This is a genomic window from Pseudomonas tremae, from assembly GCF_023278125.1.
Lineage (GTDB): Bacteria > Pseudomonadota > Gammaproteobacteria > Pseudomonadales > Pseudomonadaceae > Aquipseudomonas > Aquipseudomonas tremae.
In genome coordinates, this window is sequence record NZ_CP066270.1 from 5,427,674 (window position 1) to 5,450,194 (window position 22,521).

At 57.6% G+C, this 22,521-nt stretch carries 23 protein-coding genes, 1 tRNA gene and 1 pseudogene; 7 read left to right on the plus strand and 18 right to left on the minus strand.

The annotated features are described in order from the left end of the window. Window positions 1–13: 13 nt before the first annotated feature. From I9H09_RS24415 to I9H09_RS24430, 4 genes are all read left to right on the plus strand, one after another. A complete protein-coding gene (locus I9H09_RS24415) occupies window positions 14–778 on the plus strand; it encodes an ABC transporter substrate-binding protein (RefSeq protein ID WP_122324973.1) in 765 nt (254 codons plus the stop codon). A 66-nt stretch (window positions 779–844) separates the two neighbouring features. After that, complete coding sequence (locus tag I9H09_RS24420; RefSeq protein ID WP_122346816.1) at window positions 845–1,540, plus strand: ABC transporter permease; 696 nt, start codon at window positions 845–847, stop codon at window positions 1,538–1,540. Beyond that, window positions 1,537–2,226 (plus strand): ABC transporter permease, encoded by a 690-nt coding sequence (locus tag I9H09_RS24425; protein ID WP_005896047.1) that lies wholly within the window; start codon window positions 1,537–1,539, stop codon window positions 2,224–2,226. Before I9H09_RS24420 ends, I9H09_RS24425 begins: the two co-directional genes overlap by 4 nt. Window position 2,227: 1 nt before the next feature. Beyond that, a complete protein-coding gene (locus I9H09_RS24430; protein ID WP_122346815.1) occupies window positions 2,228–3,499 on the plus strand; it encodes a methyltransferase in 1,272 nt (423 codons plus the stop codon). 295 nt (window positions 3,500–3,794) lie between these two features. Here I9H09_RS24430 and I9H09_RS24435 read toward each other — a convergent pair. The 3 genes and pseudogenes from I9H09_RS24435 to I9H09_RS24445 form a co-directional block, all read right to left on the minus strand. Then, a pseudogene (locus I9H09_RS24435) lies at window positions 3,795–4,120 on the minus strand (DUF6124 family protein). A 228-nt stretch (window positions 4,121–4,348) separates the two neighbouring features. Further along, a protein-coding gene (locus I9H09_RS24440; protein WP_122346372.1) for an IS3 family transposase occupies window positions 4,349–5,511 on the minus strand; the annotation gives its coding sequence in 2 pieces (ribosomal slippage) (window positions 4,349–5,256 and window positions 5,256–5,511; 1,164 coding nt in all). A gap of 386 nt (window positions 5,512–5,897) precedes the next feature. Then, the gene (locus I9H09_RS24445; RefSeq protein ID WP_122346814.1) at window positions 5,898–6,911 is read right to left on the minus strand and encodes a J domain-containing protein; all 1,014 of its coding nucleotides are present in this window, start codon (window positions 6,909–6,911) and stop codon (window positions 5,898–5,900) included. Window positions 6,912–7,678: 767 nt separating this feature from the next. Here I9H09_RS24445 and I9H09_RS24450 point away from each other — a divergent pair. The 3 genes from I9H09_RS24450 (at window position 7,679) to I9H09_RS24460 (ending at window position 9,428) form a co-directional block, all read left to right on the plus strand. Beyond that, window positions 7,679–7,754, plus strand: a tRNA-Thr gene (locus I9H09_RS24450). Between the two features lie 1,129 nt (window positions 7,755–8,883). Then, window positions 8,884–9,132 carry a hypothetical protein gene (locus tag I9H09_RS24455; protein WP_236502465.1) on the plus strand — a complete coding sequence of 83 codons (249 nt, stop codon included), beginning with the start codon at window positions 8,884–8,886 and terminating at the stop codon, window positions 9,130–9,132. Continuing rightward, entirely contained in the window at window positions 9,132–9,428 is a 297-nt protein-coding gene (locus I9H09_RS24460) for a hypothetical protein (RefSeq protein ID WP_236502466.1), read from the plus strand. Before I9H09_RS24455 ends, I9H09_RS24460 begins: the two co-directional genes overlap by 1 nt. Window positions 9,429–9,545: 117 nt before the next feature. On the opposite strand, the gene I9H09_RS24465 is transcribed toward I9H09_RS24460, so the two are convergent. From I9H09_RS24465 to I9H09_RS24535, 15 genes are all read right to left on the minus strand, one after another. Further along, on the minus strand, window positions 9,546–9,935 hold the full coding sequence (locus I9H09_RS24465) for a hypothetical protein (protein WP_236502467.1): 390 nt from the start codon (window positions 9,933–9,935) through the stop codon (window positions 9,546–9,548). Window positions 9,936–10,065: 130 nt separating this feature from the next. Next, window positions 10,066–10,575 (minus strand): hypothetical protein, encoded by a 510-nt coding sequence (locus I9H09_RS24470; RefSeq protein WP_236502468.1) that lies wholly within the window; start codon window positions 10,573–10,575, stop codon window positions 10,066–10,068. Further along, window positions 10,575–11,486, minus strand: a complete 912-nt coding sequence (locus I9H09_RS24475; RefSeq protein ID WP_236502469.1) for an endonuclease/exonuclease/phosphatase family protein — start codon at window positions 11,484–11,486, stop codon at window positions 10,575–10,577. Before I9H09_RS24475 ends, I9H09_RS24470 begins: the two co-directional genes overlap by 1 nt. Window positions 11,487–11,565: 79 nt before the next feature. Continuing rightward, on the minus strand, window positions 11,566–12,537 hold the full coding sequence (locus I9H09_RS24480; RefSeq protein ID WP_236502470.1) for a hypothetical protein: 972 nt from the start codon (window positions 12,535–12,537) through the stop codon (window positions 11,566–11,568). Beyond that, complete coding sequence (locus I9H09_RS24485; protein WP_236502471.1) at window positions 12,510–13,220, minus strand: hypothetical protein; 711 nt, start codon at window positions 13,218–13,220, stop codon at window positions 12,510–12,512. The genes I9H09_RS24480 and I9H09_RS24485 overlap by 28 nt, the downstream gene beginning before the upstream one ends. Next, on the minus strand, window positions 13,217–13,747 hold the full coding sequence (locus I9H09_RS24490; RefSeq protein WP_116828092.1) for a baseplate complex protein: 531 nt from the start codon (window positions 13,745–13,747) through the stop codon (window positions 13,217–13,219). The genes I9H09_RS24485 and I9H09_RS24490 overlap by 4 nt, the downstream gene beginning before the upstream one ends. Further along, entirely contained in the window at window positions 13,744–14,676 is a 933-nt protein-coding gene (locus tag I9H09_RS24495) for a hypothetical protein (protein ID WP_236502472.1), read from the minus strand. Before I9H09_RS24495 ends, I9H09_RS24490 begins: the two co-directional genes overlap by 4 nt. Continuing rightward, complete coding sequence (locus I9H09_RS24500; RefSeq protein WP_236502473.1) at window positions 14,666–15,166, minus strand: hypothetical protein; 501 nt, start codon at window positions 15,164–15,166, stop codon at window positions 14,666–14,668. Before I9H09_RS24500 ends, I9H09_RS24495 begins: the two co-directional genes overlap by 11 nt. Beyond that, window positions 15,163–17,589, minus strand: coding sequence for a phage tail protein (locus I9H09_RS24505; RefSeq protein WP_236502474.1), 2,427 nt, complete (start codon window positions 17,587–17,589; stop codon window positions 15,163–15,165). Before I9H09_RS24505 ends, I9H09_RS24500 begins: the two co-directional genes overlap by 4 nt. An 8-nt stretch (window positions 17,590–17,597) precedes the next feature. Beyond that, a complete protein-coding gene (locus I9H09_RS24510; RefSeq protein ID WP_024670949.1) occupies window positions 17,598–18,122 on the minus strand; it encodes a phage tail protein in 525 nt (174 codons plus the stop codon). Then, the gene (locus I9H09_RS24515; RefSeq protein WP_236502475.1) at window positions 18,119–19,288 is read right to left on the minus strand and encodes a baseplate J/gp47 family protein; all 1,170 of its coding nucleotides are present in this window, start codon (window positions 19,286–19,288) and stop codon (window positions 18,119–18,121) included. Before I9H09_RS24515 ends, I9H09_RS24510 begins: the two co-directional genes overlap by 4 nt. After that, window positions 19,285–19,602 (minus strand): DUF2590 family protein, encoded by a 318-nt coding sequence (locus I9H09_RS24520; RefSeq protein WP_003342289.1) that lies wholly within the window; start codon window positions 19,600–19,602, stop codon window positions 19,285–19,287. Before I9H09_RS24520 ends, I9H09_RS24515 begins: the two co-directional genes overlap by 4 nt. Beyond that, window positions 19,602–22,049: a phage tail tape measure protein gene (locus tag I9H09_RS24525; RefSeq protein WP_236502476.1), complete on the minus strand. Its 2,448-nt coding sequence runs from the start codon at window positions 22,047–22,049 to the stop codon at window positions 19,602–19,604. Before I9H09_RS24525 ends, I9H09_RS24520 begins: the two co-directional genes overlap by 1 nt. 5 nt (window positions 22,050–22,054) lie before the next feature. Next, window positions 22,055–22,198 (minus strand): DUF6890 family protein, encoded by a 144-nt coding sequence (locus I9H09_RS24530; protein ID WP_003342293.1) that lies wholly within the window; start codon window positions 22,196–22,198, stop codon window positions 22,055–22,057. Window positions 22,199–22,218: 20 nt separating this feature from the next. After that, a complete protein-coding gene (locus I9H09_RS24535) occupies window positions 22,219–22,509 on the minus strand; it encodes a putative phage tail assembly chaperone (protein WP_236502477.1) in 291 nt (96 codons plus the stop codon). Between the last annotated feature and the right edge of the window lie 12 nt (window positions 22,510–22,521).

A 22,521-nucleotide genomic window follows, 5' to 3' on the forward strand; every position in this document is an offset into this window, starting at 1 on the left:
GGAGCAACACCTCATGCAGATGTATAAAAAGATCTTGATGATCGCGGCAGCCACTCTTGCCTTCAGCGGCAGTGTACTCGCCGAAAAAATGAAAATGGGCATCGAAGGCGCTTACCCGCCCTTCAACAACAAGGACGCCAGCGGACAAGTTGTCGGCTTTGATCGCGAGATCGGTGACGCCCTGTGCGCCAAGATGAAGGTCGAGTGCGAGGTCGTGACGTCGGATTGGGACGGTATCATTCCAGCCCTCAATGCCCAAAAGTTCGACTTCCTGATCTCGTCGCTGTCGATCACCGAAGAGCGCAAGCAAGTGGTTGACTTCACCAGCCCGTACTACTCCAACAAGCTGCAGTTCGTGGCGCCCAAGACGTCATCCTTTGAAGCCTCGCCCATCGACAAACTCAAGGAAAGCCTTGCCGGCAAGTCAATCGGCGCACAGCGCTCGACACTGGCCAGCACCTGGCTGGAAGACAAGCTCGGCATCATGGACGCCAAACTTTACGACACTCAGGAAAACGCGTTTCTTGACCTGGTGGCTGGTCGTATGGACGCCATGCTGGCCGACAAGTACGCCAGCTACGAGTGGCTGAAAAGCGAGGCCGGGCAAAACTTTGAGTTCAAGGGCGAGCCTGTTGTGGAAAACGACAAAATCGGCATCGCCGTGCGCAAGGGCAATGATGAGTTGCGCGAGCGTCTGAACGTTGCCCTGAAAGAAATCATCGCTGACGGCACCTATAAAAAGATCAACGACAAGTATTTCCCTTTCAGCATTCTCTGATTCACCTGACAGCGTCGCCGCCGCTTCAAGCCGAAGCGCGGCGACCGGTCCCGATAAAGCCTGCCCATGAACATTGATCTCCACGGATTCGGCCCGGCCCTTGCGGCTGGCGCGCTGCTGAGTGTCCAGCTTGCACTCGCAGCCCTGTGCCTGGGCCTGATACTCGGGCTGCTCGGCGCCCTGGCCAAAACTTCGCCCTCCGCGCCGCTGCGATGGCTGGGCGGTACTTATTCCACGCTAGTACGCGGCGTTCCAGAACTGCTCTGGGTGTTGCTGATTTACTTCGGCACCGTCAACGGCATGCGCGCCTTGGGCGAATTGTTCGGCATACCGGACCTGGCCCTGAACGCTTTCGCTGCCGGGGTAATTGCCCTTGGCATATGCTTTGGCGCCTACGCGACCGAAGTGTTTCGCGGCGCGATTCTGGCGATACCCAAAGGCCACCGTGAAGCCGGACTGGCGCTGGGCATGTCACGCTCGCGCATCCTGTTCAAACTGGTCCTGCCGCAAATGTGGCGCATTGCGCTGCCCGGTCTCGGCAACCTGTTCATGATCCTGATGAAGGACACCGCGCTGGTTTCGGTGATCGGCCTTGAGGAAATCATGCGTCACGCACAGATCGCCGTCGGCTTTACCAGAGAGGCATTCACGTTCTATATGGTTGCCGCCGTCATGTACCTGTGCCTGACCGTACTGGCCATGATCGGTATGTACTTCCTTGAAAAAAGCGCCGGGCGCGGCTTTCTTAGGAGTGCGACATGAACTGGGAAGTCATCATCAAGTGGCTGCCACGGCTGGCGCAGGGCGCGACCCTGACCCTGGAGCTCGTGGCCATTGCTGTCATTGCCGGGCTTGTTCTCGCCATCCCGCTGGGCATCGCCCGCGCGTCCCGGCTCTGGTCGGTGCGCGCCCTGCCTTACGCCTATATCTTTTTCTTCCGCGGTACCCCGCTGCTGGTGCAGCTGTTTCTGGTCTATTACGGCCTTGCACAGTTCGATGTGGTACGCCAGGGGCCGCTGTGGCCTTACCTGCGCGACCCGTTCTGGTGTGCCGTGATCACCATGACCCTGCACACCGCCGCCTACATCGCGGAAATCCTGCGCGGCGCCATTCAGGCCGTGCCGGTAGGTGAAGTCGAAGCCGCGCGAGCGCTGGGCATGTCGAAATGGAAGGCGCTGTTCTACATCGTCCTGCCCCGCGCCACCCGCATAGGCCTGCCCGCCTACAGCAACGAAGTGATCCTGATGCTCAAGGCCAGCGCCCTGGCCAGCACCGTTACGCTGCTGGAACTGACCGGTATGGCGCGCACCATCATCGCCCGCACCTACATGCCGGTGGAGATTTTCTTCGCCGCCGGGATGTTCTACCTCGTCATGACCTTCGTGCTGGTGCAAGGCTTTCGCCTGCTGGAAAAGCTATTGCGCGTAGACGCAACCCAGGGACGCTGATATGAAAGGTGCTGGCGTTGACCCAACCAGCACCTTGTCACGCGAAACTATCGATATGCCAGCAACCCCAAGCTTGCAGGATGAACACCTCGGCAGCCACTTCGGTGCGCTGGACAGCTTCCTGTTCGCTCATCAGGCCCTGTGGCGACCCAAGCCGTTCACCCACCTGCGCCTGCCGTGGGAAAGCAAATACCCTGAGCTGGCGCAGTGGCTGCGGCAACGCACACTGGAACAGGCCGACGCCGCACACAATCACCCGGAGCAGCTCGACGCGCCCTTCCCGTTCGCGCAACTGGCTGGCGAAGCTGTTGCGCTTAGCCACGTCGCCGAGCTACCGGTTTACCCGCTGGCGTCGGTCGATGCGCGCATGAGCGTCGATGTGCCGGGGCGCAAATGGCAGCAGATCGAAGCCTTCGCCAGCCATCTCGACATGCGCGACAGCGCGACCCACTGGCTGGACTGGTGCGCAGGCAAAGGCCATCTGGGCCGGCGCCTGACTGGGCACGGCCAGAGCCTGACCTGCCTGGAGCAAGACCCGGCGCTGATCAAGGCGGGCCTTGCCCTCAGCGCCCGACAAGGCATCGAGGCGCGTCATGTGTTGCAGGATGTGATGGCCGATGACGCTTGGCGCTGCCTGCAACCGCATCACACGCCAGTCGCGTTGCACGCCTGCGGTGACCTGCACATTCAATTGATGGAGCTGGCCAGCCAGACCGGTTGCCGGCATATCGCAATCGCGCCGTGCTGTTACAACCGCACCCAGCAGGAGCACTATCAGCCGCTGTCCAGCGAGGGCAAGGCGTCAGGGCTGAAACTGTCGCGAGACGAACTGGGCCTGCCCTTGAGTGAAACCGTCACGGCAGGCGCTCGCGTGCGCCGCCAGCGCGATACATCGATGGCCCGTCGCCTGGGCTTCGACCTGCTGCAGCGCAGCTTGCGTGGCGTTGATGAGTACCTGCCCACGCCGTCGCTGCCTGCATCATGGCTGGACGAGTCTTACGCTGATTATTGCGGTCATCTGGCCAGGCTCAAGCATGTGCCGGCCCCAGGCAAGCAGGACTGGGCCTGCCTGGAAGCTGCTGGCTGGAAAAGACTGGCCGAAGTGCGCAACCTGGAGCTGCTGCGAAACCTGTTTCGGCGTCCACTGGAAGTCTGGTTGGTGCTGGACAGGGCGATGTATGTGCAAGAACAGAGTTATAGCGTCAGCGTTGGCGCTTTCTGTGACAGCCAGCTTACCCCTCGCAACCTGCTGATTCTGGCAAGAAAATCGTAAGGCAAAACACGCGAGTAACCTGTGGATAAGTCTGTTGATGAAAATGTGGATGAGTGCGTTAAAGCTTGGCGCGCCAGTTAATCAAGCCCCTGATTTTTTCTCGCCATCCTTCTCAATGCCCGCAAAAACAGTGCTTTGCGGCACTTTCAATGCTCTTGCACATATCTGGCCACGCACGCAAATCTTTATAGGCCAATTGTGCATAAAGATTTGGTAAAGGCTCTGGCACAGGCTTGTAGCAGGGCTGAATCGTGTACAGGTTGCAGCCTGCACACGATCATTTTGACGGGATGTGTCAGGCCTCTTCCACGCACTCCAGCGAACGCTCGATCATGACTTTGGCCATTTCCATCATGTGCACGGAGGCGAACGCCAGATCCGCTGCGAGCCTTCCATTTCATCGCCAAGTTCGTGAGCAGTGGCCGACGCACATCGGAGAAAGTCCAGTGCATGAATCAATGTCGCTTCCAGGCTTATAAAGTCAAATTTGCCGTCGTGCGGTTCTTTGGTTGGCCGGGAAGTCGGCAGGTAACATGCCATGGCACGCTTGACGACAGCTTTATCCATGACAGGCGCATTGCTGAGCGGCCTGTTGGGCGGATCGGGGTTTACTTTGACCATGCTTAGCTCTCTCCTCAATGGAAACTGCCACTTGGTCGCGACTAAACGATTGAGGTGGCAGCTGTACGAAGGTTAGTCGACCGGGAGCTAAGACCGGCGCACCCGAAGGTGCCCTTACGCACAGCCGCCATAGAGTGCAGGAAGAAAACCTGTACGTAACAGCGACGCGATACGCCTTAACTCAAATCCGGGCGACTAAACCCGATCGCTGATGTGCAGCTGTAGTGGTCAACTGATCCCGGACACGACGTTAAGTTTTTTCTCGTACTGAGCGGGTGCCAGTCCATTATTGAACTGGTGTGGCCGAACCCAGTTGTAGCGATGCATCAGATAATGACTGATATCCCGCTGTGCCTCTTGGGCCGTCATGTAGCCCACGGCGGGTATCCACTCGGTTTTCAAGCTGCGGAATACACGCTCCATCGGCGAGTTGTCGTAGCAATTACCTCGGCGACTCATGCTCTGGCGCATGCGGTATCGCCAAAGCCGCTGGCGAAACTGTCGGCTCCCATATTGGGAGCCCTGATCTGAGTGAAACAGCAGGCCCTGAGGCTTGCCGCGTTGCTCATAAGCCATGTCCAGCGCCTTGATGACCAAGTCCGTGTCCGGTTTGTTTGAAAACGCCCAGCCCACCACCCGACGCGCATAAAGATCCATAACCACCGCCAGGTAATGCCATTTTCCTTGCGCCCAGATGTAGGTGATGTCGCCACACCAAACCTGATTGGGCGCGGGTACATCGAACTGCCGATTCAAAATGTTCGGAATGTCAGGCCTCTCCACTGTTGCTTTTTTATAAGCATGAGAGCCAGGTTGCTTGCTGATTAATCCCAGTTCCCGCATCAGGCCACGTACCTTGAACCGGCCAATTTGCTCGCCATCTTCCTGCAATACCGAAACGATACTGCGGCTGCCAGCAGCGCTTCGACTTTGCCCGAACAGCTCATTGACTCGACTGAGTAAACGAACCCGCTCGGTGTCTGGAGCCCGACGCCGCTGGCAATGGTCGTAGTAGCACGAGCGAGGTGTCTCGAACATCTCGCACAGCAATTCGATCGGCTCATGGGCACCTAGCTGATCGATCAGCGCAAGCGCTCGTGTTCTTCCGACATCAAGAGCGCGGTAGCCTTTTTTAAAATGGATTTCTCCCGCTCAAGACGAGCGATGCGCGCTTCCAGCTCCTGAATTTTCTGCTGCTCGGGCGTCAGGGCTTTGCTCTGAGGCGTCACGCCATTGCGCTCCTGCTGGAGCTGGCTAACCCAGCGACGCAGCGCAGACTCGACCACTCCAAGCGAGCGAGAAGCTTCGACATGGCTATAACCTTGATCGAGCACGAGGCCTGCGGCCTCACGTTTGAATTCAGCGGAGAAGGTACGGCGTTGCTTGGTCATCAGACACCTCTATATCTGGCGATATTCTCGCCTAAATGAGTGTCCGGAATCATTAGACCACTACACAGCGACGGCCGGAGAGTAGAAGCACAGATCGAGAGGCGCAAGCGGTCGGGGATTCTCTCGGAAATGTCCTTCAAAAGAAAGAGACCAAACCTGCAAAAACCCGCCTGAAGCATTGCAAAAGATGATCTCAGACCACGTGCGCAAAACGCTGTGGGAGCGAACTTCTTCACGAAGACTGAGCGGATGACATCAGCGCACAACGCCCGGGATCCTGGCTGAAGGCAACAGGAGTAGACTTGTCCACGATCTGTCGGGAACCGACAGTAAGGTAAATAGACGCACCAAGCCGCGTCCATCAGACACCGAACGGGCGATGTCCTTTAAAACTGATCATCCCTCAAACGCGTAAACGGCACACTGCGGTTCTGCAACTTGCGCAACGTCAGCTTGTAGGCACTGGACTTGATCTGACTGCCCATCGGCGTTTCCTCCAGCAAAATACGCCCCGACGCAAACGCGCAGCCCGTATTCAGCATCCGGTACTTGAGCAGGTACAGCCCAGGGTCCATCTTGGCGAAACTGAACACCGCCCCGGCAGGCACATACGCATGCCGAAACGCCCTGCGCCCCACCGCATCCGTGACCTTGGCATACACCGCCGACTCCCCGGCCGAGTTATCCACAGTGATCTGCGACCAGCCGTTGTCCTTGAGCAACGGCATACCCTTCAGATACCCCGGTTTGTCCGGCCAAGGCTCACCCATCGGATCCAGCCGAGGTAACTCACATTCGGAGGCCACAGGATCAACCGTCTTTACCGGGCTGGCCACAGATGGCTCAACGGCAACAGCAGGCAAAGGCTTGACCCACGTCTGCGCAACCGGCACAGGCTCAGGCGGCGCAAATGACTTGCCCGCATCAGGGTCATACCCCATCCACGCCCCACCTGCGCAAAACACCACGAACAGCAAGGCCCAACGCAACACATGACGGCGACGCTTGCCACTAGAGGGGGATTTAGAAGAAAGAGCAGCCTTGCCAGCCGCCCCAGGCTGAACCGTGCGCTGAGGCGCAACAGAGCCATGCGCAGCCGCCGAGCCATAAACATGCACAGTCTGCCCTTTGACTGCCTGCGCCTGCCTGCGACGAGCAGCGTCAGCACGAGCCTTGTACTCATCGGCAGCCAGCTGCGCGTCATACGCCGCACGCTTGCCCGCATCCGATAGCACATCATGGGACGCATTGACGACGCCCATCATGTCCGAGGCATAGGGATCGGAATTCCTGTCCGGGTGCAGCTTCTGCGCCAGCTTGCGATAAGCCTTCTTGATCTGCTCAGGAGAGGCATCGCGAGCAACACTCAGCAGCTCGTAATGCGTGGGCGTTCTCTGCATTGCACTTGCTGTCCATGGCCGACTGCCATTTTTGATACAACTGTATCGGCCACAAAAACCCAAACTCCAGCAAAAATGCCACACCCGCGCCCCACAAAAGAAAGCACCACACAGAAAATGCCCGGATCCACAGGACCCGGGCATTCTCCTGACATTGATGGAGCCTTCGCGAGCATCCAGACGCACATTCATGCGATTCAGACCCCCATCCTCAGCCCCACCTTGCGCACAGCCCGAAAGGGCCAGACACTGATACAAATATCCTTCAACAACCCTTCAGCGAATGACCCGCGTGTGGCAAACAACACCCCAAGCCTGGTTACGATCCATCGCATCACTCATCAGATAATCCTTTATCTGCTGGCTGAAAAGCCAACGACCTGCACTACTGACTCAGTAGCCCGGGCCGTTGAGAACAAGCCTATGCAAAGCCCCCATCCCGCGCAACAGCCTGAAAACGGGCAATCCTGATCATGATCTGTTGATGCGCCAGATAGCCATCAGCGCCGCACGCATCGGTCTGCCCAGCCAGGTTAAAATCCCCCACCCGTCAGCGCCGAAGTCCTCAATAAAGAGCGACAAAATCGCGCCCAATACCACAGCGCTCACACGCACCAAACAGACCAATCCCCATAAACCAAAGGAAACGTCCTGCGTCGCGCTGCGCCCAAGTCCCACTCAAAGCACCAATGGTCGATTTTTTTCAACTGAATCAGACAGCTAGGGTTTACAAGCGCATCAGAAGCTATATACTCGCAGCCCATTACGCCGGTATAGCTCAGTTGGTAGAGCAACTGACTTGTAATCAGTAGGTCCCGGGTTCGACTCCTGGTGCCGGCACCATATAAATCAAGGGCTTGCAGCGATGCAGGCCCTTGTTTTTTCCCCCAGACGTAATAAGCCACGTAACAAGGCCACCGATCGAGCCTGCCTTACGTGCTCCTACGTCGAGATCCGACTGCAGCTACACACGCTCATGAACAGTAGCGTGAGACGCTGGCCAACCGCTCGGTATGAGGTGCCTCTCTCAAAATTCGAGGGGGGTCAGAAAAAAGGTAATATTAGTAATATGACTCGCGAAAAATGTCTGCAGCCCTTGTAAAACGTGGCTTTCAGCGTTTGCGAGCAAAGGTAATATTTAAGCGATACGAAAGCGATATTATTACCTTTTACTAAAGCTATATTTTCATTTCCTAAAACCCAATGAATCCGGGGGTTTCAGGAAAATATTACCTTTCATATCGCTTCATATTACCTTCCGATGTAATACGCAGAGCCCAGTAAAACCGTGGCCTCCAGCCTAGGTTCGCGGGTCATATAGCTAATATCGCTCTTTTTGAAAACACCCTCCCATACCTGAGATTCAATCTCATTTAAAACGCCCTTTTTTGAAAATCTGACTGCACGGCATTAAGGCCTGTAGATCGTCACCAGCGCGTGCAACCGTGTGCAATCTCCAAAGCCCCCTGAATGCGGCTACAGCGCCCGTTCTGCTTGAGTTGTATAGGTTGGATCTGATCTGGCCGCCGATGCCCTGGTGCGCAGCTTTGAGACCGGTGTCGATTTGGAAAACCACCCCATTCCTCGGTTTTCCAATTTTTTGCCTAAGCAGGCCGGGCTTCCGGGGACTGCCCCCGCCTGCACCGCCCTGTCGCTCGCTGTGCAAGGCGCTGACATTTTCCTGCACAAGCTTGCACGTTGTGCAATTGCAGCTCCCCTACGCAACCCCACGGCTGGCTTGGGCTGGAGTATTGCTTTCATCGCATCTGGGTTTGCACAAAAAACGGACGCGGAGCCCGTCGGCGGGAGGGGGATAAGTGCTTTTCCTTCGCTTTTTTTTATTCCCGAGCAAATTTTTCTCCACGGATTTTCTGAAGCTAATTTAGGCACTTCATCGGACACCGTTGGCAATCCAAGATCGACTGAATGTACTGTATGCACATACAGCTAAATACCTAAAGGGTAGACAATCATGTCCACGGTCAACACAGAGAAAAAAACAGCGGTGGCCGCATGGGTCGCTCTTCTTGACGACAGCACCACATTGCTCACCAGTCCTGGCGTTCACCATAAACTGCTGGTTCGGCAGGCCGGCGCTTTGCATACCTCTCGTATCGTGAGCCCAGAGGAATACAGCGACATGCTGGAGCTAGCTGACGGAGCGCTCGCCTATGCAATTGAGGCGCAAATGGACCTCCCTGCATCAGACAGTGCCGCCTGATGCAGGTCTTGGTCGTTCCAATGAGGCACAAGGGTGTAGCGTTGGACCCGAGAGAAAGGGACCGTTTTGAAGCGGTACTAGGGAACGTAATAGTCCGATCAGTTCACTGCGATCATTTTGGCAGACATGCAAACGTTGCTTGGCTCGATGCAGGTATGCCAAAGGAGGCGCAGCGGCTGCCGGAGCTACTGGACGTAACATTGGCCACAATGGCCCACAATGGATTTGTGCTGAGCGGAATCGAATACATCGACGGCTGTGCCTATGCACAGTCCTGGTGGTGTAGACATCAATGAAACGAAGGGGACGGGGATGGGTTACCGACTCGCAAACAGTTGAGCCAGCCAAAGGGCAAAAGCACCATGCCCCTCAGCAAGTGTTTTAAAAACACTCACTCAGCCCATCCTGGCTGTTTAGTCGGTTATGAGTAGTTCACGCCCGTTTAATTCTTCGAAGCGTGTAATCGCAATCTCAAAGCGTTTGAATAGCCCAAAAAACTGCTCTAAAGACACGTCAAAACTCACTTGCTTTACCGGAATAGGGTCAGGGCCATTAATGGCAGTGCTGACCTCGTCGAACCCGGGACTCTCGATGAGATAGGCTGTAATACCAACTGGCTGATTTTGTAGGTTCCCATGAACCTCACCTGACCACATCTTTATACCGACTATTCGGTCATCGCTCGTCTTCAAACCCTGACTAACCATATAATGATCAATGGTATAACTGTCATGATCGTCAGCAGCGACGGAACCCTTGTAGTCCCCGTATTGAACACTAGCCTTGAAGAAATCAGTACTCATTGAGTAACTCCTTAAGTGACCAAGAATCGCTTTATTTATAAGCCGCCATCTTTCTAAACCGCACCCGTAGAATAATGGCATTTGAATTCAAATTAAGCTTAGCGCACACTTTAAATATTTCTAATTACACCTAAGAGTCTTTAGACTCCGAACCATCAGACTCTGCATAGGTCACCTTGTACTGCATTACTTTGTACATTTTATCAGCAGCCACAGGATCACTTAAAAGGTAACTTAAAGCCTGTTCAAGCGCCTGCTTATCCTCGCAGAACATTTCCTCATCCCCAACTTTAAGCTCACATGGATAACCAGCCCGCCCAACTTTGAACTCCGAAAGCCTGAGTTTATTTTTATTTTCGGACCTTGGATTCCTGCAAGACAAATAATTTACTTTCTGCAAGTGAGCAGCATTGTTACCCATACCAACCGCACCACTCAGACCACCAATAAAAATTGCGGCCCTTACCGCGGCGCTTGTGTCCGCGTAGTCAAGATCTTGAATAATTTCTAGCTTGCCGTCAGTATCTTCCTGCAATTGCTTATTCAATTCTTCAATAACTGATTCGATTTCTTTTCGATTTGCCTCAGCCTTTTCCGCAGCATCAAGACCTTTTTTTAACGCTAACTTAAAATCCGCCATTATGCCACCTGCTCAATAATCCCATAGACTGGAAGATGATCAAATACCGACTTTCTACTTTTGACCATTTCAACCAGCTCTGGAAGTTGAACAATATATTCACAATCGTCAGCAAGTCGCCAGTGCGTGGCCTTGATAAAACCATGAGAAAATATTATTTGGTCAAACGTATGCCACTTTGTGACTTTTCCGCCTTTATAGAAATAGCTTCCTACAGAAAGCCTATGCGAACTCTTACGCCCTAAATAACTCCAAAAAGGATTATATAAGAGATGCGGCTTCTTTTTCACCAAATCTATATCGCGCGAAGCTTTAAGCTGTTCGCTCAGTGACAAGTCGAAGGGCTCATCATTAAAATCACCTAATAGAATAACTAATGAATTAGCTCCCTCCACCTCTAAAGCATCCTCAACTTTAGAACGCAGCCTAATACCCAACTCATGACGTGTTGAGTCATTAGGGCTTGTATACATCCTACTTGGCCAGTGAGAAATAAATAAACAAATGGGCAGAATAGAGCCCTGAACTCCGAGCATCACGCGATGCGCCAACTTCAAAGTGGAAGTTCCAGACATTGTGGTAATATTAGCGGTCTCTATAATAGAAATTTTTAACGTATTGTATAGATAACCTAAATCAAACCTTGTTCTTCCCGCTGTAGCAACAGCTGACACATATCGATAATGCGCAAATGAGTTCCTTTGGGATAGAAAATCAAAATCCAGATCAGAAACTTCGCCTAAAGCAATAAAGTCCGCACCTTTCTCAACGATCAGATACTCAAGAACCTGCGCTGCAAAATTTTGCAACTCAGGTGTTGATTTACTAACTGACTTTGGTGCCAAGCTGGTGTTCCACCAGGCGAAGGTCAACGTATTTCGATCAGCTTTCTCAGCGTCAATACCTTCCATGTTGCCTACCTGCTATCCGATGGCTACGTGCATTCGCATATAGTTTTACACAATCTACTCCAATTTCGCTTTGTGGACATCAAAGGGTAACGGCTCTGAGCCTTCCTCCAAGTAGCAAAGCTTTGGCAGCATCCGCAGTGAATGCAATTGCATTACCAGGTACAGGCGTAGGCCCATGAGTGTGTGCAGCGAGCTGGGTATTCATATCCTGGACCAAATCGAGCAGATCGCAAACCACCTGAAAGATGTTCACCGAACCTGACCCGACCCAGTTCTTCGGGGCCTGCAGCCGCTGGCTCTCGCTGGTGATGCTCTCTCGTAAACCCTGAATCCGTTCGTGCATGTCGCCGCCCACCGTGGCGTTGTGCTTCTGCCCGACCACCAGGTTCAGATCACGACCAGTAGCCTGGTGCAAATCGTCCACTGCCGCCAAGCTTGCAGATCCGCCTGACAGCAGCTTGAGCGCCCCCAGGGCCTCGATCTTCTTCACGCCACCCACTGACTCGGTCGAATGGTCATCCACCGTCCTGGTGTGGCTCTGGAAGCTTTCGGTGTTCGTCATGGCGTCGACTTCGCGCTCGATCGCCAGGTCCTGGATCTTGCCGTCAGTCTTGCGCAACCAGTTCCCATCCGCGTCGACGCGCTGCTGCACGGCGTCACTGTGCTGCCACACCTGGTCACCCTTGGGTACCTTCGGCAATGTCAGGCCATGCGGCAGGATCGTCTGAATGTAAGGCTTATGCGGCAGGCCGTAGGCGAAACACACCACTACGCTGGTGCCCTCCTCCGGAAAGGCGAAGAACCCCATTTCATCCCCACCTACTGGTATAGGCAGCGGCACACCGGCCAATACCGGCAACGTCGTGTCGACCTCGCCGTCTGGCCCCATCACCTGCAGGTCGACCGAGAAGCGCGGTCGGAAGTCGTCACACAGACCGGCGCTGGCCGGCGCATCCGCAACGGCTACGACCTTGGCGAAGCGCGGCAAGTGATAGCCCCCGGTGAGTTCAGGAAATTGTCGCTCTACGCTGCGCTTGATTGCGTCGTCCATTTGATAGCCATCTGCGTGCCGGCCAGCGTCACGTTCGTGATCCGCTCGCCCCGGTTGATTGATACGCCTGGTCGCAAGCCCGGTAAGGCCGCGATCATCGCGCTCTGGCTGCCCTGGTAACCGTCGAAAAGGTTAACCGGCAACTGCAACGGCGACCGAGCGCCGAAGAAACTGTCAGCCCAGGCACCAACGTAGATCTCGCCGTCGCCCTGTTGCTGCCAGATAAAGTCCTTGATGCCAAACACCCGCGCCATGCTGTCCAGTGCCTGGTAACCAGCGGCCAGGTTGTAGAAGAACGGCGTCTTGGTGCGTGTATAAGCCTGATCCGGTACCCGAAAGCGCAGCCCGGTCTTGCCGCCGATATCGGCAAGCACAGCGCGCAGATCCACGTGGCGTAGGTTCATGGGCAACGGGTTGGCCAGCACCGCGGCTAACTCGCGGCAAAGCACCACCTGCTCGATGCCGTTGGTGGCAGTGCAGCGTTCAACATAGCCAATGAAATGACGCTGCAAAACCGCTTCGTTGTAGCCGATATCGAACGTGACCAAACCTTTGACGGTTGCGCCCGCCTTGATGGTGAACGTGGCACGGCCTGGACTCTTGAGGTCCAGACGGACATCGTCGTTGATCAGCGACATGATCGTGCCGCCGATCGTCAGCACCTTGTGCAGCTTCATGCTCATGGCGTGCCGCCCAGATAGGTGTCCACTTTCTTGAGCACCGCTTCAAAGCCTGTCAGCTCTTCGGGCGTGCCCGATCCGCTGCCTGCAACACCGTCACCTGGTGCTGACTGGGACGTTACGCCATTGCCAGCGCGCCGGTTCTCGACCTTCTCCGGGTTGGATAGCTTCTCGCTCAGGGTGAACTGGACGATCCATTGGGCCAGTGTGTCGTCCTCACGGGCGCTGACCCCGTCAGAGAACGTCACCTGCCGGATGCCGAAGGCCTTGGCCGTGTCATTGACGATGCGGTAGGTCTGGAGCTGGCCACCACCTGCAGTCGCCTCGGCCAGGCGCATGATAGTGCGCAGGTTATCGAGCGACTTGTAGGGGATCGTCAGGGCTACTGTCAGCGTCTTGGGCTTGAAACCCTTGTGTGACTTATCGGTGCCCGATGTCTGACCGCCCAACTCGTCGGCCTCGATCTTGAGGTTGGCCGTCAGCTTCATCCGGTGGCCGATGATCTGTTCGCCGTTGAGTAGCAGCGTCATAGGCCTACCAGTTCCTGGACAAAGCTCAGGCTCTCTGCAGATCCCACCAGCAGCGCGCCGGCACACAGCGGCCATTCATGGCCAGGTGCTTCGCCCTCGAGTAGTTCGCGGCGCAACTGGCCCAGGTCACCCGGTCCCAGCATCCTGGACTGGATCGACACGTCGTCGGCACTGTTGGTGAACTGGGCTTTCAGGTCGGCCAGCTGCTGATCGCGCTCTTGTACCTGTGCCTTCTTGCGCGCCTGCAGATCTGCGAGGTCGGCCATGGGCGAACTGTCGGCGGCATAGCCCTCAAGTACCGCCAGTTGGCCGGCCATGGACTGGCTGGCCAGCTTGGTGATCGGGCAGCGCTGCAACGGCAACTGGCTCCAGAGCGGCATTTGCCCCGCGATCGGCATCACCCACTTTTCCACCTCCAGCTTGGCCAGGTGCTCGGCACGACGTTCGGCCCGCACCAGATCTGGCATGGGCAGCACCACGTTGAACCGACCCAACGTCGCCGCGAGCTGGTCCAGGCGTGTGGCGAGGAATATCAGTACCAGGGCGCTTTGCTGACCTTGCGGACGGACAGCATCGGTGGTGTCAGTGAGCTTGTCGGCCAGCAACTGCAGCAGGTTGGGCGCGGACAGAAAACGCTGATGGCCACCGCTGCCCTGGCCAACACCGTGCTGAAACGGCGTCACCACGATGCACGAAGGGACGTTCTCGAACTGTGCGACCAACGCATCGCGTCCGGCGCTGATCGCCGACTTCGCGGCACCCGCTATCAGACCAGGACTGGTCTTGGCGATATCGGCCAGCATCGATACGCGCTGGCCGGTGATGACCATTTCACTCTGGATCAACTCCCGAGCGTCCGCCATCTGATCCATCCACTGCGTGGCCTGCACCGGCCATTGCAGTTTGATCGGTGCCCATTCATTCGCCATTGAGCACGACCGCTTCGATCCAGTCCGGGGTCACCGGCTGTGTGTTCTCCTTCGGGTAGCCACGCACTTGCGGCCATTCACGTACCGCCTGCCGCCAGGTCAGCAACTGGGTGAACTGCTCGGGCGTTACCGGCAGCTCGCCGCCCAGATCGCGAGCATCGCGGTACTGCGATACAAGGTTATCCGACACCTTCAAACGCAGCTCCACCCAAAGCTTGGCCAGCAACGCAGGGTCGGCCTGAACAACGATGTCCTCGGCGTACTCGGTAGCCTGGCCACCGGCATCCAGATAGTCGACAACGGACTGGTAAAGCGGCGGGTTGTAGTCCTGGGTAACGTGACAACGGTTGCCAGCAACGGTTATCACGAACGAGCCATCGTTTTTAAGGGCCACATCAGAGAAGGCCACACCCAACGCTATTGGCTCTTCAGGAGCCGCGAACATAGGTGGCAGTACCTCTGCAGGGGATTCAAGTGTCACGTCCGTCATGCTGCGTACCTCCAGGCGAAACCGTAGATGGTGCTTCCGCCGCTGAATGAAATAACTGTCCCGCCAGCCGCCTGGCCACTTCGACCGATCACGCCGGCGCCGCCCGAGTAGTAATGCATCAGCGAATAGCACCAGGTGCCGCCGGCGGGCAGTCTCACTTCAGTGGCGGTGATAGAAACGGCCAGAAAGTTGTTGTTGTCGGGCCGGTAAAAGTTTTGCTCGCCCCACAACAGCCCGAGGTCGGTCGCGTCTACTTGTGCCCGGATGCCCGCTCCGTTGGTCCCCCAGCCCAGACGCAACTGGTTGGTGGACTGGTTGGCACCGCCACCTTGTTGCACGGGCGTGTAGCCCAGGCGGTTCTGCAGGTAATGAATGCCGCCGGTAGAAGTGCGACGGAAATAGGGGAAATCCGTGTTGTCACTGGCAAAACCCGCTGTCTGCACCGAATCTCCTGCGATGCGCTGGTTCAGCAGAGAGTTGATCTGGTTGACCGTGTAACAGTCAGTGATGCCGTAGCCAGCCACCGAGTTGGACTTGTTGGCTTTGTCGCCAAGAAGCGCGTTCACCTGGTTAACGGTGTAGCAGTCGGTGATGCCGTAGCCGGCAATGGAGTTAGCCTTGTCGGCCTTGTTGTTGGGGTTGAACGATTGTTCCGTCCAGATCCGCCCGATGTCGGTGGTATCGACGGTCAACTTCAGACCGACATCCGACCAACCGATAAACACCTTGTTGGTCTTCTGGCCGGCACCACCACCCTGTTGCAGTGGCGTGTAACCAATCTGCGGCTGCAGGTAATAAACCTTTTCATCAGAGATACGCCGAAAATACGGATAGTCCGTATTGTTGCTCGCAAAACCGGCGTGGATGATGGAGTCGGCCAGTACCCTTCTGCCCACCAGATCGTTGACCTGGTCGACGGTGTAAGCGTTGGTGATTCCGTAGCCGCTCAGCGAGCTGGCCTTGGTGGCCTTGTCATTGGGGTTGAACGAGGTTTCGGTCCAGATCCGCCCCAAGTCCTGCCCGTCAACACTCGCTTTAAGCACCGCGCCGGTCCAGCCGATGTTAATTTTGTTGCCCTGCTGGCCAGGCCCGCCGCCTTGCTTCACGAAGCTGCTGTTCGCGTCATCCTTGCTATACGCGTCGGTGATGCCATAGCCGGCCAGAGTGGTGGGGTTGCTGCCACCGGTCACCAGGCCTTTCAGGTTGACGGCAACTTTTGTGTACGTGCCTGCCGCCACACCGCTGTCGGCCAAGGTCAGGGTGATGGTGGTGTCACCCGCACCGTCATAGGTCCCGATGCCACTGGCCGCACCGTTGAATCTAAAGGCTCGTGGCGTTACCAGGCGCACGGCCCTGCCGACGGTGGTCGAGCCATCAACGATCGACGCGATCGCCTGGCTGATTACCGTGCGCACGGCATTGACCATTCTGGTGGTGGCCAGCACCCCGCCGCTGTTGCTGTTTGGATCGTCGCTGATCGCGTTGGGCAGGTTGCCCAGTTCCACGTCTTCCTTGGTCGTGGCACGGGCGCGCAGATCTGGATAGTCACCCACCCGCGCCGCGAAGTACTTCACCAGCTCGCTGTTGATCGCCTCGACCTGGCGCAGGTCGACCAGACTGCTGGTACCGGTGATGTCGGCCAACGGCACCAGGTAGTGTTTGGCCGAGGCGCTGTCGGTGTAGTCGACCTTCGCTTCCTGGCCGAACACAACCTTGAATGAAGCCACGACGTCGCTCAGCTCGCGCTGCAGCACCACATCCAGCCAAGCCTTGGTCGGCACTGCCGGCACGGTCACAGGCAGCACGGCATCGAGCTGCAGACGAACGCCTTCGACATACGCCACGCCCGGATTGAGCTGATAGGCATTGCCCACCTTCTGCAGCTGCAGGCCAGCGCCGAAAAAGCAGGCGCGCCCGAACATGTCGCGGTTGCTGATGCGCTCGCGCTCATCAATGCCTTTCATGCGAGCCGTGTAGTCGAACTGCCAGGTACTTGCATCGACCTTGAGGCCAGTCAGTTGCTGGGCACCGTCGAACACCACCAGGAAGTTGCGCGTGACGTTGTTGCCGATCTGGTCGGGCAGGATGTTTTTGCGCTTCTGTTGCAGCGGCACGTAGGCGACCGACAACAACACATCGTCGCTGGTCTCCATGCCGATCCAGTTCCAGTCGAAGTCACCGATATCGGTGCCCATCAGCAGGCTGTACACCACTTGGTTAGGGTTCACGTAACCCTGCTGGGTGATGTTTGCGGTATAGACGATCTGGGCCGCTGGCGGCTTCACGCCGGCGCGATTGACCGGGCCGCTCACGTTGAGGCCTGGCACGTTGGCCAGCACGAAGCGGGCCACGGTCAGCGGCAGGTTGGCCGCTTGTTTCTGAGCGATCAGTTTCTCGCCGGCGATGGTAATGCTTGCAGCCATGAGGGCTCCTAAAGGCTGGCGACCAGCGTTTGCTGATCGTCATTGAAATCGACCAGGGCAACGGCAAGCCGCACCGGGGTGATGGTTACGAAGTCGTACCGGCGACATGTGCGTCCGTACTGACGAATCAGCACGCGCAGCAAGTCGGGGTTCTCGGACAGTTGGGAATCGCTCAGGGTGAGCAGCACGACGTCCCAGTCGCGCTCTGGCATACGTTCCTGGATCTCGACGTAACCGACGCCAAGGCGCTCCAGGATGCGTTTCAAACCGGCAGTGCTGCCGGCGTCCACGGAATTGATGAAGGCGTACTTGACCCGCAACCGGAACAGGTTCTCCGGTTCGGCCGCAAAGCGGGTGACGTCGCGCTGCCAAGCCCACAGTTCCAGAATGGACAGGTGACAGGTGTCCGCGTCGAACTGCAGATACGGCCAGCGCAGCCACTCGGTGACCTGCTCCCACCAGATCTGCGCAGTGGCGACCAACTTGGTCAGCTCCACCCCTTCGAGCCAGAACGGCAGCTTGAGCTTGATCATTGCAGGACCACCGCCAGGCTTTTGATCCGGGGTATGGTCAGGGCGGACACGATGTCGGCGTTGGTGAACCGCAACGAGCTGATGTTCGGAAACTGGACGTGCAGCTCTTCGGTCAGCCGGCTGAAACTGAAACGCGACTGAGGAAACGTGCGGGTCGGTGCGTAGTCGCTCTGGGTGCTTTCGCGGAATGCGGCGCGGATGAACAACCCGATCTCGGCCTGCAGCGTCTGCAGCTGCAGCGTCGTGAGGTTGGCCACCGGCCAGACGTTGACGCTGATCGCATGCAGGGTTTCGGGCATGGCCATGGCCAGCAGATCGTCGCCGTGTCCATGGTTGCCGCCATCGCGGATATGCGTGTTGATCTGCTCGAGGAACGTATCAGCGGGCACGCCGGCATCGAACAGCACGAAGGCATTGGCGCTGCCTGGTCCACGCGGCGCGCCATGTTCAAAGTAAACGCCGTCTGCCGCCACACCTGGAAACCCGGTAATGATCGCCCGGTACACCGCGTCGGTGTGCCACTGGTTGACCGCCGAGAACTGGTTACGCACGCGCAGACGCAACTGGTCGTCATGCTCGGCGTCCGCACCAGGGGTGAGCAACCAATCCGTGGCGTTCACCACCTGGACGATGCCTGGCACTAACTGAGGCAGCACTGCGTAATAACCGGGTGCCAGGTTGTAGCCGCTGCCGGCTCCCACTGCTTTCACCGGGACCACCAGTTGGCTCTGGCCCTCTTCAAAGCTGCGCGGCTCGGTGGTCACCAGTTGATAGATATGCCCGTTGAGAGTCGGTGACTGAACGACTGTGCCGATCGGCACTTCCAGCACGCCACCGGTATTGGCGCGAGTGAACAGCAATTCTCCGGTGGCCACCGTCGCGGCCTTGCGCTCAACGTTGACCGCCCAGGCCAGCATGTCCAGCCACTGCGCGCCGGCGGTCTTGACGAAAAAGTTTGGCAGCACCGTGCCGCTGACGAACTCCAGCAGCCACAACACAGGTTTGGTGACCAGGGCGGTGATAATCCGCCAGAAAGGACTGTAGGCGCTGGTGTTGGTCAGCGTGCTGCCCTGCTCGACGGCCAGCTTTTCCCATGCCTGTTTGAGCTGGGCCTCGGTGGTCGGGATTCCGGAATCGCCCAGGGCCTTTTTGAAGTCGACGGTCATAGGGTGATCTCCACCTGACCGAACTTCACGGTCGTGGCGGTCACCAGGTACACACCCGGCTGGGTCTGCTCGATCTGCGCGGTGCCCGGTACCAGGCGTTCGTCATCCTCCACCAGCAGTTCCATCTGCTGGATGCAGTCACGCTGACGCAGCCGGTCACGCTCGGCCACCAGCGTGATCAGCAGACCGCTTTCGCGGATAAGGTGCGCGATGTCCTGGGCGATCGAGGCGCGATCATCCACCAGCAACGGCTGGCGGGCCGGATCAAGCACCAGGTCATTGTTCATGATCAACAGATCAACGTATTCGCTCATCAGCCGCCCACCGCCATGGCCATCATGTTTTCCAGCTCCAGCGGCGTCATCGGTTTGGAGGTATTGATATTCAGTGTCTCGACGTGGGTACCAGGACGCTGGTTCGGGTTCATGGCGTTGCTCTGGTTCTGGAAGCTTTGCATCAGTCCTCCTTTCGGGACGGCCTGCGGTTTGGTGGGGCTGATCGAGGTGTTGGCGTTGATCGCCTTGCGGGCTTCAATGCCCTTGTCCGATTTGGCGGGCAGCTCGATGACCTTCTCGACGCGCTCTGGCAGTGCCGTTTGGGCTGGCATCGAAAACGCCAGGTCAGCTGATGCCGGCGGCAGCTTGATCGGCTCGCTCTGATCGATCTGCGGCAACGGCATCTGCAGCGCCTTGAATGGCAGCACCTTGGGTTGAGGCAGGCTGATCGGCTCCGCCTGGTTGATTTGCGGGGCAGGCATCTGCAGCGGCTTGAATGGCAGCACGTTGGGTTGCGGCAGGCTGATCGGCTGTGCAGCTTTCGCCTGGGCTTTTGCTGCAGCACCTTGGGCCGGCGCAGATCGGGCGACCGCTGCCGGTACCAGAGCCAACGGCTTAGGTGGCTGGCTTGCTGGCGCGGGAGCTGCCGAGGCGACTTTCGGTCCCGGCACTGTGCCCGCCGGCGGTGCTGTCACTACTGCCGGCAGTTGTGGACCCGGTACAGGCGCACCCACCTGACCAGGCAGATCGGGCACCTTCGGCGGCTCGGGCAAATCGCCGAACGTGGTCTCGATATTCACGCCGGGGATCTTGTTGACCATCTCGATCAGGCCATTGATCGCGCCCTTCACCGTAGCCAGAATGCTGTCCCAAGCCGTCTTGGCGATGCCCGACCAGCCGCCCATCGAGCCGAACCAGTTGGACAAGGTGCTCAACTGATCACTGATCCACTGGAACGCGGTGGTGTTCATCAATGCGGCGCACAGCTCGTCCCAGTACACGACGGCGGCGACTACGGCAGCGGCCAGCAAAACGATGCCGGCTACGATCAGCAATACCGGGTTGGCCAGCATGGCAGCGTTGACCAGCCAGATAGCCCCCTGCCACAGCAACATGCCAACCCGCACGATCGCCATCCAGGTGTACAGACCGATCAGGCCGACCACGAAGGCCGCGATCATCACCGTGTGGAACAAGAACATGGCAATGGACTTGAACCCCTGCCAGGTCAGCAGCTTCCAGACGGTGAGCATGCCCAACCAGACCATTTTGCTGACGCCAACCACCAAGGTCAGCAGCGACATGGCGGCGACGAAGCCGAAGATCACCAGCGTGGTGATGCCGATAACCCGTGTGATGTTCGGGAACAGTTGCGTCCAGCGGGTCAAGGTCTTGGCAATGCCCACCAAACGTTCCATCAGCGGGGTCAGCGTCGGAATCAGGGACTGGCCGAAGGCGATGCGCAGCGCTTCGACGGCTTTGCCGAATTGCTGCCAGGGATCGACCATCGCCTTGGCCATCTTTTCGGCGTTCTCCAGGCCTCGGACCTTGCCCAGCTCAATGATACCGTGGGTCAGCCGGTCGGTGTCCTTGGCCAGCGCGCCGATCACCTGGGCACCTTCACCGCCGAAAGCGTCCATCAGCTTGGTGCCGGCAGCGGCGCTGGTCAGGTCGCCATACTTGCCCTGCAGCTTATCCATGATCTGGATCATCGGCAGTGCGTTGCCAGCGGCATCTGTGAACGTGAGGCCCGTTTTCTTGGCTGCAGCCTCCAGATTCTCGAAAAACGCCTTATAGCGCCCGCCGGCGTCACCGCCTTCCATCGTGCTCGACAGTGTCCCGATCACGGCCATTTGCTCGGCAAAGCTGACGCCGGCCTGGGTGGCGATCGCGCCGACCTCCTTGAAGGCGTCTTTCAGTTGGGCACCGTCTGTACGAAACAGCTTCACTGCCAACGCCGTCTGGCCGGTCAACTGTTCGGCCCATTCAACCCGTCCCATCTTGTCCGCCTGGGACTTGAACAGGTTGTACATGGTGCCCAGGTACGCGCCGGTGGTTTCGGCATCAGACTTGGTGACCTTGGCCAGCAGGTTACTGGCGCTTGTGAAGGTGGCCAGCTGGCCGCCGACCAAGCCCTTGATCGCGCCATCGATGACCCGTGACGACGCCACGAACTCCGCGGCGCTGGTTGCATAGGTGATCGAGAATTCGAGGGCAGTCCGGTTCAGAGACGCCAGCGCGTCTTCAGTGGTGCCCAAGGCGCGCATGTCGCCCAGCGCCCGGTTCACTTCCAGCGCCGGTTCCAGTGATTCGGTGATGGCTGTCCCCGCGCCCACCATGCCGGCCAGGCCCGCGCCCATCTGAATGATGTTCTGCTGGCTCTTGGCGGCAAGGTCGCTAAAGCTGGTTTTCACCTTGCCCAACGGGGCACTGACCTTGTCGGTCAGTTTCAGGATGAAAGCCAGGCGGGCGGAACGGTCAGCCATCAGGGTTATCCGTTAAAGGCAGTGGAAATGCCGTTGGCGACGGCAATTTCCATGCGTCTCCAGTGTTCGTCTTCAAGCCACTTGGCGGTGCCCATGCTTTCGATCGTGGGTTCAGCACCAGGCAGCCAGCGTTGGGTCAGGGCCAGCAACTGGCCCAGCCCGTCCTGGGTCAGGGCTTCGGCGTGTTCAAGGGCTTTTTTACGATCACTTCAACGTCCGGCGAATACTCTTCAAGCAACGCACCGGCCAGCGTCATGGTGGTGATCGGGTTTTCCAGCAGCGCTTTCAGCGCGGCCTTGTCTTCATCCTTGACGGTGCCCATCAGCAGGTTGTGGGCCGGCGCGACCTTGTTGGCCTGGGTCGTGGCGTTGAAGTACTTGGTGATCACCTGCGGGGTCAGGTTGAACGTGAACTCCTTGTCGCCACGTTCCAGGGTGATGCTGCGGTTTACTTCGCTCATGTCGGTGTTTCC

Coding starts and splice junctions, on each gene's coding strand:
- I9H09_RS24415 (WP_122324973.1), top strand. CDS start 14: ATGCAGATGTATAAAAAGATCTTGATGATCGCGGCAGCCACTCTTGCC.
- I9H09_RS24420 (WP_122346816.1), top strand. CDS start 845: ATGAACATTGATCTCCACGGATTCGGCCCGGCCCTTGCGGCTGGCGCG.
- I9H09_RS24425 (WP_005896047.1), top strand. CDS start 1,537: ATGAACTGGGAAGTCATCATCAAGTGGCTGCCACGGCTGGCGCAGGGC.
- I9H09_RS24430 (WP_122346815.1), top strand. CDS start 2,228: ATGAAAGGTGCTGGCGTTGACCCAACCAGCACCTTGTCACGCGAAACT.
- I9H09_RS24445 (WP_122346814.1), bottom strand. CDS start 6,911: ATGCAGAGAACGCCCACGCATTACGAGCTGCTGAGTGTTGCTCGCGAT.
- I9H09_RS24455 (WP_236502465.1), top strand. CDS start 8,884: ATGTCCACGGTCAACACAGAGAAAAAAACAGCGGTGGCCGCATGGGTC.
- I9H09_RS24460 (WP_236502466.1), top strand. CDS start 9,132: ATGCAGGTCTTGGTCGTTCCAATGAGGCACAAGGGTGTAGCGTTGGAC.
- I9H09_RS24465 (WP_236502467.1), bottom strand. CDS start 9,935: ATGAGTACTGATTTCTTCAAGGCTAGTGTTCAATACGGGGACTACAAG.
- I9H09_RS24470 (WP_236502468.1), bottom strand. CDS start 10,575: ATGGCGGATTTTAAGTTAGCGTTAAAAAAAGGTCTTGATGCTGCGGAA.
- I9H09_RS24475 (WP_236502469.1), bottom strand. CDS start 11,486: ATGGAAGGTATTGACGCTGAGAAAGCTGATCGAAATACGTTGACCTTC.
- I9H09_RS24480 (WP_236502470.1), bottom strand. CDS start 12,537: ATGGACGACGCAATCAAGCGCAGCGTAGAGCGACAATTTCCTGAACTC.
- I9H09_RS24485 (WP_236502471.1), bottom strand. CDS start 13,220: ATGAGCATGAAGCTGCACAAGGTGCTGACGATCGGCGGCACGATCATG.
- I9H09_RS24490 (WP_116828092.1), bottom strand. CDS start 13,747: ATGACGCTGCTACTCAACGGCGAACAGATCATCGGCCACCGGATGAAG.
- I9H09_RS24495 (WP_236502472.1), bottom strand. CDS start 14,676: ATGGCGAATGAATGGGCACCGATCAAACTGCAATGGCCGGTGCAGGCC.
- I9H09_RS24500 (WP_236502473.1), bottom strand. CDS start 15,166: ATGACGGACGTGACACTTGAATCCCCTGCAGAGGTACTGCCACCTATG.
- I9H09_RS24505 (WP_236502474.1), bottom strand. CDS start 17,589: ATGGCTGCAAGCATTACCATCGCCGGCGAGAAACTGATCGCTCAGAAA.
- I9H09_RS24510 (WP_024670949.1), bottom strand. CDS start 18,122: ATGATCAAGCTCAAGCTGCCGTTCTGGCTCGAAGGGGTGGAGCTGACC.
- I9H09_RS24515 (WP_236502475.1), bottom strand. CDS start 19,288: ATGACCGTCGACTTCAAAAAGGCCCTGGGCGATTCCGGAATCCCGACC.
- I9H09_RS24520 (WP_003342289.1), bottom strand. CDS start 19,602: ATGAGCGAATACGTTGATCTGTTGATCATGAACAATGACCTGGTGCTT.
- I9H09_RS24525 (WP_236502476.1), bottom strand. CDS start 22,049: ATGGCTGACCGTTCCGCCCGCCTGGCTTTCATCCTGAAACTGACCGAC.
- I9H09_RS24535 (WP_236502477.1), bottom strand. CDS start 22,509: ATGAGCGAAGTAAACCGCAGCATCACCCTGGAACGTGGCGACAAGGAG.